The sequence below is a fragment of the Citrobacter sp. MGH100 genome, assembly GCF_001034465.1.
Classification (GTDB): Bacteria; Pseudomonadota; Gammaproteobacteria; order Enterobacterales; family Enterobacteriaceae; genus Citrobacter; species Citrobacter youngae.
In genome coordinates this window covers 129,897-145,881 of sequence record NZ_KQ089801.1, presented here as the reverse complement: position 1 = coordinate 145,881, position 15,985 = coordinate 129,897, and the positions used below count along the sequence as shown (strand labels likewise).

Here is a 15,985-nt window from a genome sequence, read left to right as displayed (position 1 = left end):
TGTCGTGTCCTTAATGTGTCAGGGTTGCCTGGTTTACCGGTGTTTTTTGCGCCGGCATGGCAGTCGGAAGGTATTGTTGTTCAGCGCTTACTGCCCATTGCTGGTAGCGGCGGTAAAGCTGTTCAAAACGTTGAGCCTGTTCTGGGCGAGGTTGCATCGTCTTTTCTACGGCGCTCGCCATTTTTTGTTGGGCGGCGGGAATGTCCGCGTGGACCTTAGCGGCTACGGCGGCGAAGATAGCCGCACCGAGTGCGCAGCACTGGTCGGAAGCAACGATTTGTAGCGGACGGTTCAGCACGTCACAGCAGGTCTGCATGATGATCGGGTTTTTGCGGGCGATGCCACCTAACGCCATCACGTTATTAACCGCAATGCCCTGTTCGGTGAAGCATTCCTGAATTGCGCGCGCGCCAAAGGCCGTGGCGGCAATCAGCCCACCGAACAGCGCTGGTGCGTCGGTGGCCAGATTGAGATCGGTAATCACCCCTTTCAAACGTTGGTTGGCATTGGGCGTACGGCGACCGTTAAACCAGTCGAGTACCACCGGCAGGTGATCCAGCGACGGATTTTTCGCCCAGGCTTCGGTGAGCGCTGGCAACAGTTGTTTTTGGCTGGCTTTAATCTGGGTCTTCAGCTCCGGATGCTGCGCGGCAAGCTGCTCCAGCGGCCAGCTCAGTACGCGGCTAAACCAGGCATAGATATCGCCGAAAGCGGACTGGCCAGCTTCGAGGCCAATAAAATCAGGCACTACGCTGCCATCAACCTGGCCGCATATGCCTTTCACCGCGCGTTCGCCGACGCTGTGTTTGTCGGCAATCAGAATGTCGCAGGTTGAGGTGCCGATGACTTTTACCAGCGTATTGGGCTGTGCGCCCGCGCCGACTGCGCCCATATGGCAGTCAAAAGCGCCGCCTGCAATCACCACGCTTTCCGGTAGCCCCAGGCGCTGTGCCCACTCGGCGCACAGGGTGCCAACCGGCAGGTCGGCCGTGACGGTATCGGTAAACATTGGGTATGGCAGATGGCGGTTGAGGATGGGGTCGAGCTCATCAAAGAAACTGGCTGGCGGCAGACCGCCCCAGCTTTCATGCCACAGGGATTTGTGTCCGGCGCTGCAGCGTCCGCGGCGAATATCCTGCGGGCGTACGGTATTGGAGAGCAGGGCCGGAACCCAGTCGCACAGCTCAATCCATGAAACCGCAGCCTCTGCGACCGCATCATCCTGGCGGGTCACATGCAGGATTTTGGCCCAGAACCATTCGCTGGAATAAATGCCGCCGATATAGCGGGAGTAATCGATCTTGCCCGGTGTGTGGCACAGGCGGGTGATTTCTTCGGCTTCTTCGACTGAGGTGTGATCTTTCCACAGGACAAACATGGCATTCGGGTTTTCAGCGAACTCCGGACGCAGCGCCAGTACGTTACCGTCTGCATCAATGGGCGCCGGGGTTGAGCCGGTACTGTCAACGCCAATTCCGACCACTTCCGCACGCTGTTCAGCGCTCAGTTCGGCCAGCACGGTTTTCAGCGCCGCTTCCATCGATTCAATATAGTCGCGCGGATGATGGCGAAACTGGTTGTTCGGGCCATCACAATATTGCCCTTCCTGCCAACGTGGATACCACTCTACGCTGGTGGCGATTTCTTCACCGGTGGCGCATTCTACTGCCAACGCGCGTACTGAATCACTACCAAAATCGAGGCCAATTGTAATCGCCATCGTTTTACTCCATCCAAAAATACGGGTATGGATAAACAGTAGTGACCAGGGATAAAAACCGTCAGGCAGGATTCGCTAATCTTATGGATTAAAATGCTGTGGCATCACAAAGTGTGACGCCGTGCAAATAATCAATGTGGACATTTCTGCCGTAGTTATAGACACTTTTGTTAGCCGATTTTGACGTTGGCTTGGGACATGTTTTTTACAAAGTGCTTTTCACAAGCGGGGTTGATGGTCCATTACCGCAAACACAGCGGCCCGCAGCGGCGACGGCGATGATGTCTGGCATAATATGGACAAATTGTTTCTTGGCAGAACCTAGGGAGTATTGAAATTATGGCTGAAACGCAAAACGATCCCCTGCTGCCAGGCTATTCGTTTAACGCGCATTTGGTGGCCGGATTAACCCCCATTGAGGCGAACGGATACCTGGATTTTTTTATCGACAGGCCGCTGGGGATGAAGGGCTACATCCTCAATCTCACCATCCGTGGCGAGGGGGTTATCAATAATCAGGGCCAGCAGTTTGTCTGTCGTCCTGGGGATATTTTGCTATTTCCTCCCGGAGAAATTCACCACTACGGACGCCATCCTGATGCCAGCGAGTGGTATCACCAGTGGGTTTATTTTCGCCCGCGCGCCTACTGGCAGGAGTGGCTGGCCTGGCCGGCAATCTTTGCCCAGACCGGTTTTTTCCGCCCGGATGAAGCGCACCAGCCGCATTTTAACGAACTGTTTGGACAGATCATTCATGCCGGACAGGGGGAAGGGCGCTATTCCGAACTGTTGGCGATAAACCTGCTGGAGCAATTATTGCTCAGACGTATGGACGCCATTAATGAATCGCTGCACCCACCCATGGACAATCGCGTGCGCGATGCCTGCCAGTACATCAGCGATCATCTGGCGGACAGTAATTTTGATATTGCCAGCGTTGCGCAGCATGTCTGCCTGTCACCGTCCCGGTTGTCGCATCTGTTCCGCCAACAGTTGGGCATCAGCGTATTAAGCTGGCGCGAGGATCAGCGTATCAGCCAGGCCAAGCTATTGCTAAGTACCACCCGTATGCCTATTGCTACGGTGGGTCGCAATGTTGGCTTCGACGACCAGCTCTATTTCTCGCGCGTTTTCAAAAAATGTACCGGTGCCAGTCCGAGCGAGTTTCGCGCCGGATGTGAATAAAAAGTGAATGATGTGTCCTGAAAGTTGTCATAACTCGCAATCTATTCAGACAATTGATGGCTTGACGAAGTTGAGAAGGGTTAGCAGAATCCCTGCTTCGTAAATCTGACGGACACATTATGCAAGCATTGCTGGAACACTTTATTCTCCAGTCCGCCCTGTACTCTCTGATCGCCGTACTTTTGGTGGCCTTTCTGGAGTCGCTGGCGCTGGTTGGCCTGATCCTGCCCGGTACCGTGATGATGGCCGGGCTGGGGGCGCTGATTGGCAGTGGCGAACTGAACTTCTGGCATGCCTGGCTTGCGGGCATCATTGGTTGCTTATTGGGAGACTGGATCTCCTTCTGGCTGGGCTGGCGCTTTAAAAAGCCGCTGCACCGTTGGTCGTTCATGAAAAAGAACAAGGCATTGCTGGATAAAACCGAGCACGCGCTGCATCAGCACAGCATGTTTACTATTCTGGTGGGACGTTTTGTTGGTCCGACGCGACCGCTGGTGCCGATGGTGGCGGGCATGCTGGATCTGCCTGTCGCGAAATTTATTGTGCCCAATATCATCGGCTGCGTGTTGTGGCCGCCGTTCTATTTTCTGCCGGGGATCCTGGCGGGGGCGGCAATCGATATTCCTGCTGATATGCAGAGTGGGGATTTCAAATGGTTGCTGCTGGCCACGGCGCTACTGCTGTGGGTAGGCGGTTGGTTTTGCTGGCGGTTGTGGCGCAGCGGCAAAGCGGCTGTCGATCGCTTAACCGCGTATTTCCCCCGCAGCCGTTTGTTGTATCTGGCGCCGTTGACGCTCGGCATTGGCGTGGTTGCGCTGGTGGTGTTGCTGCGCCATCCGCTGATGCCGGTGTATATCGATATTCTGCGCAAAGTGGTGGGTTACTGACGATTCCTTTGCCGGATGGCGGCTTCGCCTTATCCGGCAACGCATTATGCTTTAATGCCCAATAACGCCGAGGCGCTGGCCTGACCGCTTAATAACGCATCCGTTTTGCCCTGCCAGGCGATGCGTCCGTCGGCGACCACAATCGAACGCGTCGCAATGCGCGCCGCATCTTCTACGCTGTGCGAAACCATCAGCAACGTAAGTTGCTTATCGCGACAGACCTCAGCCACCAGCGTTAACATCTCCTGGCGCAGCGCAGGGTCAAGCGCAGAGAACGGTTCATCAAGTAGCAAAATAGGCTGTTCGCGCACCAGGCAACGCGCCAGCGCCACACGTTGTCGCTGCCCGCCGGAAAGCTCGCCCGGAAGCCTGTCCAGCAGGTTATCAAGACCCATTTGCCGGGCGATATGGAGCATTTTCTCCCGCTGCGATGCGTTCAGCTTCAATCCTGGATTCAGGCCCAGGCCGATATTTTGCTGCACGTTCAGATGACTGAACAGGTTGTTTTCCTGAAACAGCATCGAAACGGGGCGACGAGAGGGCGGTGTGGTGGTGTGATCTTCACCTGCAATCATCATCGTGCCGCTGGCAGGTGTCAGAAAGCCGGCAATCAGATTCAGAAGCGTACTTTTCCCGGCGCCGCTTGGCCCGAGTATCGCTACCTGCTCACCGCGCGCGACCGACAACGTAAAGCGCATGGGCAAATGGTGATAAAGCCATGTGATATCAATCAGTTTTAACATTTCGACCCGGCAATTTCTCAATAACGGTAAACAGCGTAAAGCACAGGATCAGCAGTAATAACGCCGTAACCGCACCATCCTGACTGCGATAAGAGCCAATCTGCTGATATAAATAAAACGGCAGGGTGCGGAAATCCTCATTGCCAAATAACGCCACTACGCCAAAATCGCCAATCGACAGCACACAGGCAAATGCCATCGCCTGTGCCAGCGGGCGCTTCAGGGCGCGCAGTTCAACCACTTTCAGGCGCGACCATCCCTCAATGCCCAACGACTGGCACAACATACTATAGCGCGCAGTGACGTCACGCATTGGGTTTTCCAGCACCTTCAATGCATAAGGGATCGCCATCAGCGCATTGGTAAAAATAACAATGCCGTCGGCAGATTCGGGAAGCCCAATAGTGTTATTGAGCAGCAGAAAGAAGCCGGTTGCCAGCACGATACCCGGCATGGCGAGGATCATCATGCCGCTCAGCTCCAGCATTTGTCCTGCCAGCGCCCGTTGTCGGGCACGCAGTTCACGACTACTCCATAACAGCATCATGGTGAGTATGACGCACAACGCACCTGCCGCCAGCGCAATGCGCAACGAGGTTCCCAGCGCCTGCCACAGTACGGGTTGTCTAAGAACATCCAGTACATGGCGGTTTAAGCCATCGACAATCACCGCCAGCAACGGCGGAAGCAACAGCAACAGAGCGAGAACAATCAGAATTAAGTCAGCCAGACGGCTGTGCAGACGATCGTCGGGATCCCGCCAGCCCTGAACCAGCGTGGTGCCGGGGGCGATGGCGCGGCTCAAACGTTGGCTGAGCAGCACCAGTGCCAGACAACAAATCATCTGGATCAACGCCAGCATGGCTGCGCGGGCAGGATCGTAATCAAAATTCAGCGCCTGATAGATAGCCAGCTCGATGGTGGTGGCCTGCGGCCCACCGCCCAGCGATAAAACGGTGGCGAAGCTGGCGAAGCACAGCATAAAGATGAGTGCTGCGACGGGCAGGATCTGACGACGCAGCCACGGCCATTCAACAAAACGGAAGAAATGCCAGCCGCGCATACCTAACTGAGCGGCTAACTGCCGCTGCTCGCCGGGAATATTCTCCAGCGACTGCAACAGCAGACGGCTGGCCATCGGCAGATTGAAAAAGACGTGCGCCAGCAGAATGCCCTGCAAACCGTACGGTGAAAAGGTCCATTCCAGCCCGAAGACTTGCCAGAGTGAGGCCAGCCAGCCCTGGCGTCCGTAGACGCTAAGAATACCGAAGACCGCGACCAGCACCGGCAGGATTAACGTCATTGCGCACAGACGCAGCAGCGCCAGACGTCCTGGAAAACGGCGGCGATAGAGCGCTCTGGCAAGGAAAATCGCCGGGACAACCGATAGCACTGCGGATAAAAAAGCCTGCCAGAAAGAAAAGCGCACCACGTGCCACAGGTAGTCGTCTTGCCACAGTGAGAGCCATTCTCCCTGCGGGGCGTTAAACCACAGCGCCAGAAATGCGGCCAGCGCGACAGCCACCATCAATGTGGCAACTGAAAGCCCTGGAACCAGCCAGCCGGGGATTAACGGCTGACGGCGCGTTGCCATTCGCTAATCCATGCCTGGCGTTGAGCTGCAACCTGCTGCGGCGTAAATTCCAGCGCGGTGGCTGGCTTAGTCAGTTGCTCGAATCCTGACGGCAGGGCGACCTGCGCCACCGGATACATCCAGTTGCCGGTCGGAATCGCATTCTGGAATGCCGGAGACACCATAAACTTCAGGAACTTCTCGGCCAGTTCCGGCTGCTTGCTGGCCGTGGTACGCGCGGCGACTTCCACCTGCAAATAGTGGCCTTCGCTAAAATTAGCGGCGGCGTAGTTGTCTTTTTTCTCGGCGATGATGTGATAGGCCGGAGAGGTGGTGTAGCTGAGCACCAGATCGCTTTCACCTTTCAGGAACAGGCCGTAGGCTTCGCTCCAGCCCTTGGTGACGGTGACGGTTTTGGCTGCCAGTTTCTGCCACGCCTCTGGCGCTTTATCGCCATAGACTTTCTGCATCCATAGCAGCAGACCCAGACCCGGCGTGCTGGTGCGCGGATCCTGATAAATGACGCGCCATTTTGGGTCGCTTTCAACCAGTTCCTTCAGGCTTTTGGGCGGATTCTTCAGCTTGTTCTTATCATAAACGAAGGCGAAATAGCCGTAGTCAAACGGAACGAAGGTATCGTTTTTCCAGCCGCCGGGTACGTTAACGGTGTCGTTTGCTACACCACTTTTGGCAAACAGTTTGGTTTGTGTGGCGGCTTCCAGAAGGTTGTTATCCAGACCGAGTACAACGTCGGCTTTACTGTTTTTTCCTTCCATGCGCAGGCGGTTAAGCAATGAAACACCATCTTCCAGCGCGACCAGTTTTAATTCACAGTTGCAGTCAGCTTCAAAGGCTTTTTTGATTGTTGGGCCCGGGCCCCAGTCAGCCGCGAACGAGTCGTAGGTATAGACGGTCAGTACAGGTTTGGCGAAGACAGGCGCTGCGCACAGCAGTAAAAGCGGAAGATATTTTTTAAACACTTTGCACCTCAAGAGTTGGGTGGCAAAGGACTTGAGATAAGCCTCAAATCCCTTCGCCGGCATTATCCGGATCAGGTTCGACGGGTATCTCTCAGCCCATACGCAGATCGAATGATTCTGTGTATGTTTTTATTTAGCACCCCGTTGAGAACGGCGTTAGTGTAATGATTTTGTTGCTTAGCAGCAATTAAGGATCCGGCGGAGCAAACCACGCCGATTTAAAATCAAACCAGCCGAGGGTATTCATGCGTAACCCGCGCATACTGCGCTGTCCCTGAATGATCAGCCAGTGGTGGATTAATGGCACAATGGCCTTTGTGGCGAGCAGCTGTTGGCACCATGCTGCCAGGCTCATTTCGCCCGTTCGCCAGCGAGCCGCATCGTTTTCCCAGTCCCGTGAGATACAGTTTTGCAGCAGCGGGACTTCGCACAAATGGGCGAACAGCGAGAAGTCCAGCGGTAGGGTAAAGTTGGCGCTGTTTAGCCAGATATCGCTGACGATTTCTCCCGCATGCCATTGATCGTAGTCGATCTCCTGAATAGTCAACTGCACCTGATGCGCAGCCAGCAGCGTTTTCATGATCTGCGCGATAATCCGGTGTTCGATGTGATCGCGATAGTAAGTGAGCGTCAGCGTTTCCAGCCCGGCTGGTTTTTCGCCATGGCCGGGTCTGGCGTGATGCCAGCGAGGCAGTAAGCCGTAGGCGGGGAACCACAGTCGCTGATACTGTTCGTCGGCGTGGCAAATTAAATGGGTTGGCGAGAGTACGCGGCTAGCCCACTCGCGGACCTCCTGATTTGCGCCGCGGTGGGATCGTGCATCAAACAGCAGGTAGTAGCAACCTTCTTCGAGGCGACTTTCAATCGCCTTTTCATCCTCTGTGGGACCTTTTAGCGTCAAACCGCCGCCTGGCTCTTCGCCGATGTCAGGTAACACCCAAACGTTCACTTCGTCGATCAGCGCCCGGTAACCAAAGTAATCATCAAATGCGTGAATTTTCAGCTGGTTATTGGTGTTTCTCATCACCGCATATGGGCCAGTACCAATCGGGTGGCTGGAGAAGTTATTCAGCGTTTCCCATTCTCGCGGCAGGATCATGGCGGGGACTTGCCCCAATAACCAGGGAAGCCAACGGTCGGGCTGGGACAGATGGATATCCAGCGTCCAGGCCGTGGGAGAGACGATTTGTGTAATGTGCGAGTACAGAGGCAACGTGTTAATGCGGGTCAATGAGGTGATCACATCGTCCATCTCCAGCTCACGACCGTGATGAAAATGGATCCCCGGGCGCAGGAAGAATCGCCAGTGTAAAGGTGAAATCTGCTGCCAGTGATGGGCAATGTCCGCTTCCAGTTCCCCATTTTCCTCATTTACGCGAAGTAAGGCGCTGAAGATTTGTCGGGCGATATGGGTTTCGGAGCGGCGTAGCGCCGTACCAGGTAGCAGGTTGCGCATGGGACGATAATAGAGAACGCGCATGATATGCCGACCCTGACGAAAGCTGCGGCCGAGGTGGGAAACCAGCATTTGCCGTACGGCCGTTTTGTCACCGACCAGTTGCACCAGTTGATCGATGCGATCCTGTTCCAGCAGGTCTTCTGCGCGTTGCTGCTGGAGCGCCAGCCCGGTGTAGAGGAATGTCAGGCGTGAGCGTTTACCGCGTCCAACCTCGGCTTCCCACGTTACCAACCGCGCTCCTGCATGGTATTAAGCAGGGTACGCATATGGCGGCGCGAGCAGCTAAGCAGCTCTGCCAGCTCGTTCAGCGTGGTGTCTTGCGTTTTGCCGTCACAGCATTGCCACAGACGGATGAACTGTTGTTGCAAACGACCAGAAGACATAAAAGGGGAACTCCTGCGAAAAACTCAGCAATTTTATTATCCCTATATTAAGCCAATAATAGATTCCGATGAAGCGATGAGACAACGAAGGGGTCATCTATGCGTCAATTCTGGTTGAAGTACTTTACCGCGACGGAAAAAACGTCCTGGTTGGCTTGCCTGAGCGCACCGCAGCGCTTAAAGATGCTCGAAGAACTGATGCAGTGGGAGGTGACAGCCTGACCTCTGAATTACGCATTGCAGACATCATGTGTGACTGAGTATTGGTGTAAAATCACCCGCCAGCAGATTTTTTCTGCTGGCTTTTTTCGTATCAGCCCAGCCAATAGGGATAACAATGCTCTGGATTATGACCATGGGACGGCGCCTCAACGGCGTTTACGCGGCATTTATGCTGGTCGCTTTTATGATGGGCGTGGCAGGGGCGTTGCAGGCCCCCACGCTGAGCCTGTTCCTGAGCCGCGAAGTCGGGGCGCAACCATTTTGGGTCGGGCTGTTTTACACCGTCAATGCGATTGCCGGGATCGTGGTTAGCCTCGGGCTTGCAAAACGATCCGACAGCCAGGGCGATCGGCGCAAGCTGATCATGTTTTGCTGCCTGATGGCGATTGGCAACGCGCTGCTGTTTGCGTTTAATCGCCATTATCTCACGTTGATCACCTGCGGTGTGCTGCTGGCCTCGCTGGCGAATACCGCCATGCCGCAGCTGTTTGCGCTGGCGCGGGAATATGCGGATAACTCCGCGCGTGAAGTGGTGATGTTTAGTTCGGTGATGCGTGCGCAGCTTTCGCTGGCCTGGGTGATCGGACCGCCGCTGGCCTTCATGCTGGCGCTGAATTACGGCTTTACGGCGATGTTTTCCATTGCCGCAGGGATTTTTGCCATTAGCCTGGTGCTGATTGCGCTGATACTGCCGTCTGTCGCTCGGGTGGAGCAGTCCGTTGACGTGCCGCTGGAACAGACCGGCGGTTGGCAGGACAAAAATGTGCGGATGCTGTTTATTGCCTCCACGCTGATGTGGACCTGCAATACCATGTACATCATCGATATGCCGCTGTGGATTAGCCAGGATTTAGGGCTGCCCGATAAGCTGGCGGGCATTTTAATGGGGACGGCTGCCGGGCTGGAAATTCCGGCGATGATTCTGGCGGGCTACTACGTGAAGCACTTTGGTAAACGGCGAATGATGATCGTCGCCGTGGCGGCCGGCGTGCTGTTTTATCTGGGGCTGATCTTCTTTCATAGCCATACGGCTCTGCTTATTTTGCAACTGTTTAACGCCGTATTCATCGGTATTGTCGCTGGGATAGGGATGCTGTGGTTTCAGGATCTGATGCCCGGACGCGCGGGTTCAGCGACCACATTATTTACCAACAGTATTTCGACCGGCGTCATTCTGGCGGGGGTGATTCAGGGTGCTGTTGCGCAAAGTTACGGACATTTTGCCGTTTACTGGGTAATCGCGGCGATTTCAGTGGTTACGTTGGTGATGACCGGGCGGGTGAAGGATGTTTGATTTATAAAGTGCCGGATGGCGGCGTAAACGCCTTATCCGGCCTACAATTGGAGCGCATATGTAGGCCGGATAAGCGCAGCGCATCCGGTATAACAAAAGACTAGCGCATAAACGCTGGCTGCTCGTTTTCGTACTCGGTGATGGCCGCTTCATGCTGCAGCGTCAGCCCGATGCTGTCGAGACCATTCAGCATGCAGTGACGGCGGAAGTCGTCGATTTTAAAGCTGTAAGACTTATCGCCCGCTTTCACCACCTGCGCTTCCAGATCCACTTCAAATTTAATGCCTGGATTGGCTAACACCTGCGCAAACAGTTCATCCACCTGCGCATCGCTCAGGGTGACCGGCAGCAGTTGGTTATTGAAGCTGTTACCGTAGAAGATGTCGGCGAAGCTTGGGGCGATCACCACTTTAAAACCGTAATCGGTCAGCGCCCACGGCGCATGTTCGCGAGAAGAGCCGCAGCCAAAGTTTTCCCGCGCGAGCAGAATGGACGCGCCTTTATATTCCGGGAAGTTCAGCACGAACTCAGGATTAGGCTGTTGACCTTTTTCGTCCAGAAAACGCCAGTCGTTGAACAGATGGGCGCCAAAACCGGTACGCGTCACCTTCTGCAAAAACTGTTTGGGAATAATGGCGTCGGTATCAACGTTGGCGGCATCCAGTGGGACAACCAGGCCGGTATGCTGGGTAAATTTCTCTGCCATGGTAGTTTCCTTATTTGATGCTGCGAATGTCGGCAAAATGACCGGTAACGGCGGCTGCGGCGGCCATGGCCGGGCTGACTAAATGCGTGCGACCACCACGGCCCTGACGGCCTTCAAAGTTACGGTTGCTGGTGGAGGCACAGCGCTCACCCGGATTCAGGCGGTCATTGTTCATCGCCAGACACATCGAACAGCCCGGTAAACGCCATTCAAACCCAGCTTCGATAAAAATCTTATCCAGACCTTCTGCTTCCGCTTGCGCTTTCACCGGACCAGAACCCGGCACCACCAGCGCCTGTACGCCCGGTGCGACTTTACGGCCTTTGGCGATTTCCGCTGCGGCGCGTAAATCTTCAATACGCGAGTTGGTGCAGGAACCGATGAACACTTTATCGATAGCAACTTCTGTTAACGGAATGCCCGGTTTTAATCCCATGTAAGCCAACGCTTTCTCAGCCGATGCGCGTTCCACCGGATCGGTAAATGATGCCGGGTCGGGAATATTATCGTTTACCGAGATGACCTGACCCGGGTTCGTTCCCCAGGTGACTTGCGGCGCGATCTCTTCTGCCTGCAGGGTGACGACGGTATCAAAGGTGGCACCATCGTCGGTTTTCAGCGTTTTCCAGTACTCAACCGCGTGGGTAAAATCTTCGCCCTTCGGTGCGTGTAAACGCCCTTGCACATAGTTAAAGGTGGTTTCATCCGGTGCGACCAGACCCGCTTTGGCACCCATTTCAATGGCCATGTTACACAGGGTCATACGGCCTTCCATGCTCAGTTCGCGAATGGCTTCGCCGCAAAACTCAACCACGTGCCCGGTGCCGCCCGCGCTACCGGTTTTACCGATAATCGCCAGCACGATATCTTTGGCGGTAATACCAGGGGCTGCTTTACCGTTGACTTCAATCTTCATGGTTTTGGCGCGCCCTTGTTTCAGGGTCTGCGTCGCCAGCACGTGTTCAACTTCAGAGGTGCCAATACCAAAGGCCAACGCGCCGAACGCGCCGTGGGTGGCGGTGTGGGAGTCGCCGCAGACGATGGTCATACCCGGCAACGTCACGCCTTGTTCAGGCCCCATTACGTGGACGATCCCCTGATACGGATGATTCAGGTCGTACAATTCGACACCAAATTCATTGCAGTTTTTGATCAATTCCTGCATCTGAATACGCGCCATCTCGCCGGAAGCGTTAATGTCTTTCGTTTGTGTCGAAACGTTGTGGTCCATGGTGGCAAAGGTTTTACCCGGCTGGCGCACCTGACGTCCATGCGCACGCAGCCCATCAAACGCCTGCGGAGAGGTCACTTCATGCACCAGATGTCTGTCGATATACAACAGCGGGGTTTCGTTTTGCGCCTCAAAGACGACGTGCGCATTAAATAATTTTTCGTATAACGTTTTGGCCATGATTACACCCCTTCTGCGACGTAGCGAGCGATGATATTGCCCATCTCATCGGTACTGACTGCGGCAGCGCCACGAGCTAAGTCACCGGTGCGAATACCTTCTTCTAATGCGCGGTTGATGGCGCTCTCAATGGCGGTTGCCGCATCATTGGCATCCAGGCTGTAACGCAACAGCAGCGCCAGTGACAGAATTTGGGCGATAGGATTGGCAATATTCTTCCCTGCGATATCGGGTGCAGAACCGCCAGCGGGCTCGTACAGGCCAAAGCCCTGCTCATTCAGGCTGGCAGACGGCAACATCCCCATTGAGCCCGTGATCATGGCGCATTCGTCAGACAGAATGTCGCCAAACAGGTTGGAACACAGCAGCACGTCGAACTGGGAGGGATCTTTGATCAACTGCATCGTCGCATTGTCGATGTACATATGCGCCAGTTCAACGTCCGGATATTCATTCGCAATTTCATTGACGATTTCGCGCCACAGAATCGATGTTTGCAGTACGTTCGCTTTATCAATCGATGTGACTTTACGGCGACGCTGGCGAGCGGATTCAAACGCGATACGCGCAATACGTTCGATCTCGAAACGGTGATAAACCTCGGTATCAAACGCTTTTTCATGTTGTCCGCTGCCTTCGCGGCCTTTTGGCTGACCGAAGTAGATCCCGCCGGTCAGTTCACGTACGCACAGGATGTCGAAACCGTTAGCTGCAATGTCGGCGCGCAGCGGGCAAAAGGCTTCCAGCCCCTGGTACAACTTCGCCGGACGCAGGTTACTGAATAATTTGAAGTGCTTACGCAACGGCAGCAGCGCACCACGCTCGGGTTGCTGGTTAGGCGGCAGATGTTCCCATTTCGGGCCGCCAACGGAGCCAAACAAAATGGCGTCAGCTTGCTCACAGCCTTCAACCGTCGCAGGCGGCAGCGGCTGGCCGTGGTTATCAATGGCCGCACCACCCACATCGTAGTGGCTGGTGGTAATGCGCATGTTAAAACGGTTGCGGATTGCGTCCAGTACCTTCAAGGCTTGCGCCATCACTTCCGGGCCAATACCGTCACCCGGCAAAACAGCAATATGATAATTCTTCGACATCACACGGTTTCCTTGTTGTTCTCGTTGTTCTGAGCTTTGCGTTGCAATTCTTTTTCGACTTCTTCGGCGCGCCAGATGTTGTTCAGCACATGAACCATTGCTTTAGCGGAAGATTCGACGATATCTGTCGCCAGACCGACGCCGTGGAAGCGGCGACCGTTATAGTTGGCGACGATATCCACCTGACCCAGCGCATCTTTACCGTGCCCTTTGGCGGTCAGGCTGTATTTCACCAGTTCAATGTTGTATTCGGTAACACGGTTGATGGCCTGATAAATGGCATCGACCGGGCCGTTACCGTTCGCCGCTTCGGCTTTCACTTCTTCACCGCAGGCCAGCTTGACGGAGGCGGTGGCGATGTCATTTGAGCCGGACTGCACGCTGAAGTAATCCAGACGGAAATGCTCTGGCTCTTCTTGCTGTTTGTTAATAAAGGCCAGTGCTTCCAGGTCGTAATCAAATACCTGACCTTTTTTATCCGCCAGTTTCAGGAAGGCGTCGTACAGGTTGTCCAGGTTGTATTCATTTTCTTTATATCCCATCTCGTCCATACGGTGTTTTACCGCAGCGCGTCCGGAACGGGAGGTCAGGTTTAACTGTACCTGGTTCAGGCCGATGGATTCAGGCGTCATGATTTCGTAGTTTTCACGATTTTTCAGCACACCGTCCTGATGGATACCGGAAGAGTGGGCAAACGCGCCGCTACCGACAATCGCTTTGTTGGCCGGGATAGGCATGTTGCAGATTTGGCTGACTAACTGACTGGTACGCCAAATTTCCTGGTGATTAATGCGGGTCTGTACGTTCAGAATATCTTTGCGTACTTTGATCGCCATGATCACTTCTTCCAGTGAGCAGTTACCGGCGCGTTCGCCGATACCGTTCATTGCGCCTTCCACCTGGCGAGCACCGGCGTGAACGGCCGCCAGCGCGTTGCCAACGCCCAGACCTAAATCATCATGGGTGTGCACGGAGATGATGGCTTTATCGATATTCGGTACGCGTTCATACAGGCCAGAAATGATTCCACCAAACTCAAATGGCATGGTGTAACCGACGGTATCAGGGATATTGATGGTTTTGGCACCGGCGTTAATGGCGGCTTCGACCACGCGGGCCAGATCGGCGATAGGAGTACGTCCCGCATCTTCACATGAGAACTCCACGTCATCTGTATAATTACGCGCACGCTTAACCATATAGATTGCTCGTTCGATCACTTCATCCAGCGTGCTGCGTAATTTCGTCGCGATATGCATCGGCGAGGTGGCGATAAAGGTATGAATGCGGAAAGCCTCAGCGACCTTCAGCGATTCCGCGGCAACGTCGATATCTTTTTCTACGCAGCGTGCTAAGGCACACACGCGGCTGTTCTTAACCTGACGAGCGATGGTTTGTACGGACTCAAAGTCACCTGGAGAAGAGACCGGGAAACCCACTTCCATCACGTCAACGCCCATACGCTCGAGGGCCAGAGCTATCTGCAGTTTTTCTTTCACACTCAGGCTTGCCTGTAACGCCTGTTCACCATCGCGTAAGGTGGTATCGAAAATAATGACTTGCTGGCTCATGGTTTAAGTCCTTGGTGTTTAGGGCGCCTTGCTTCGAGCATAAAAAAACCCGCGCAATGGCGCGGGTTTTTGTCTTAACTGGAGCTGACTTAATGCTGAATGTCGTCCACCAGTCTACCGCGCAATGAGAATGCGTTTAGTAGTAGTAGACCGTTAAAACGAGCAATGTAAGTCATCAATCAAGCTCCAGGCGAATGCGATATGCTTTTAGTGGTACTGGATATGAAGATTGATGTCAACCCCATCCCCCACAAATGCCCCCACTCGGCGGAAAAAATCTCCTGAACTTTGAGCGAATTGTGCTGAATTTTTATGGTTGTATAAAATAAATCAGCGTGTGGATTACATACTTTTCACGATTTGACATATTTGAGCATATTTGTTTTCAGCTATTGTAACGGCATATTGAAGAGATAACTTGTGGATGGATTTTCTATCTTTATGATTTATTGGTTTTTATATTAATTCTGAATAGATTTGAGGTGCCGTGGGAAAAATGATTGATAAATAAATGTTAAGCATCGCGGTGTTAATGATATAAACATTTAATTAAATCTTAAATATACATTCACTTCGTGCATGATTGTGTATTTGTCATGGTTATGTTTATATTGTTTTCGACATTTAAACGTATGAATCATCGTGCAGCGACCTCTGCCCCACTGCGCTCGCATTGGTTTTTGTTCATTCAGGCCAGGGTCTTTATGTTTTCCTAATTTTAATGCTTTCCCTTTTTCTTATTTTATATGCATGGTAA

13 protein-coding genes, 1 pseudogene and 1 riboswitch are annotated in these 15,985 nt (G+C 53.9%); of the genes and pseudogenes, 4 read left to right on the top strand and 10 right to left on the bottom strand.

Annotated features, from left to right (window positions below; translation table 11 throughout):
- Window positions 1-10 precede the first annotated feature (10 nt).
- Complete coding sequence (gene araB, locus SK32_RS12365; protein WP_048212713.1) at window positions 11-1,720, bottom strand: ribulokinase; 1,710 nt, start codon at window positions 1,718-1,720, stop codon at window positions 11-13.
- A gap of 339 nt (window positions 1,721-2,059) precedes the next feature.
- Between araB and araC the strand changes: the two genes are divergently transcribed.
- Together araC and SK32_RS12355 are read left to right on the top strand one after the other, a co-directional pair.
- A complete protein-coding gene (gene araC, locus SK32_RS12360; protein ID WP_048212712.1) occupies window positions 2,060-2,905 on the top strand; it encodes an arabinose operon transcriptional regulator AraC in 846 nt (281 codons plus the stop codon).
- Window positions 2,906-3,024: 119 nt separating this feature from the next.
- On the top strand, window positions 3,025-3,792 hold the full coding sequence (locus tag SK32_RS12355) for a DedA family protein (protein ID WP_048212711.1): 768 nt from the start codon (window positions 3,025-3,027) through the stop codon (window positions 3,790-3,792).
- Window positions 3,793-3,836: 44 nt separating this feature from the next.
- Here SK32_RS12355 and thiQ read toward each other — a convergent pair whose 3' ends face one another.
- The 4 genes and pseudogenes from thiQ to sgrR form a co-directional block, all read right to left on the bottom strand.
- Complete coding sequence (gene thiQ, locus SK32_RS12350) at window positions 3,837-4,535, bottom strand: thiamine ABC transporter ATP-binding protein ThiQ (protein ID WP_048212710.1); 699 nt, start codon at window positions 4,533-4,535, stop codon at window positions 3,837-3,839.
- Window positions 4,519-6,129, bottom strand: a complete 1,611-nt coding sequence (gene thiP / locus SK32_RS12345) for a thiamine/thiamine pyrophosphate ABC transporter permease ThiP (protein WP_048212709.1) — start codon at window positions 6,127-6,129, stop codon at window positions 4,519-4,521. The genes thiQ and thiP overlap by 17 nt, the downstream gene beginning before the upstream one ends.
- On the bottom strand, window positions 6,105-7,088 hold the full coding sequence (gene thiB, locus SK32_RS12340; protein ID WP_048212708.1) for a thiamine ABC transporter substrate binding subunit: 984 nt from the start codon (window positions 7,086-7,088) through the stop codon (window positions 6,105-6,107). Before thiB ends, thiP begins: the two co-directional genes overlap by 25 nt.
- Window positions 7,089-7,118: 30 nt before the next feature.
- A riboswitch (TPP riboswitch) is annotated at window positions 7,119-7,242 on the bottom strand.
- Window positions 7,243-7,275: 33 nt separating this feature from the next.
- Window positions 7,276-8,930 (bottom strand): annotated as a pseudogene (gene sgrR / locus SK32_RS12335) (HTH-type transcriptional regulator SgrR).
- Between the two features lie 99 nt (window positions 8,931-9,029).
- Here sgrR and sgrT point away from each other — a divergent pair.
- Entirely contained in the window at window positions 9,030-9,152 is a 123-nt protein-coding gene (sgrT, locus tag SK32_RS12330; RefSeq protein ID WP_048212707.1) for a glucose uptake inhibitor SgrT, read from the top strand.
- Window positions 9,153-9,267: 115 nt separating this feature from the next.
- Window positions 9,268-10,446, top strand: coding sequence for a sugar efflux transporter (locus SK32_RS12325; protein WP_048212706.1), 1,179 nt, complete (start codon window positions 9,268-9,270; stop codon window positions 10,444-10,446).
- A gap of 100 nt (window positions 10,447-10,546) precedes the next feature.
- Here the strand turns inward: SK32_RS12325 and leuD are convergent, their stop codons facing one another.
- The 5 genes from leuD to leuL form a co-directional block, all read right to left on the bottom strand.
- The gene (gene leuD, locus SK32_RS12320; RefSeq protein ID WP_048212705.1) at window positions 10,547-11,152 is read right to left on the bottom strand and encodes a 3-isopropylmalate dehydratase small subunit; all 606 of its coding nucleotides are present in this window, start codon (window positions 11,150-11,152) and stop codon (window positions 10,547-10,549) included.
- Between the two features lie 10 nt (window positions 11,153-11,162).
- Entirely contained in the window at window positions 11,163-12,563 is a 1,401-nt protein-coding gene (gene leuC / locus SK32_RS12315) for a 3-isopropylmalate dehydratase large subunit (protein WP_048212704.1), read from the bottom strand.
- Window positions 12,564-12,565: 2 nt separating this feature from the next.
- Window positions 12,566-13,657 carry a 3-isopropylmalate dehydrogenase gene (gene leuB, locus SK32_RS12310; protein ID WP_048212703.1) on the bottom strand — a complete coding sequence of 364 codons (1,092 nt, stop codon included), beginning with the start codon at window positions 13,655-13,657 and terminating at the stop codon, window positions 12,566-12,568.
- On the bottom strand, window positions 13,657-15,228 hold the full coding sequence (gene leuA, locus SK32_RS12305; protein ID WP_048212702.1) for a 2-isopropylmalate synthase: 1,572 nt from the start codon (window positions 15,226-15,228) through the stop codon (window positions 13,657-13,659). Before leuA ends, leuB begins: the two co-directional genes overlap by 1 nt.
- Before the next feature lie 89 nt (window positions 15,229-15,317).
- The gene (gene leuL, locus SK32_RS26730; RefSeq protein ID WP_075551415.1) at window positions 15,318-15,404 is read right to left on the bottom strand and encodes a leu operon leader peptide; all 87 of its coding nucleotides are present in this window, start codon (window positions 15,402-15,404) and stop codon (window positions 15,318-15,320) included.
- Window positions 15,405-15,985 lie beyond the last annotated feature (581 nt).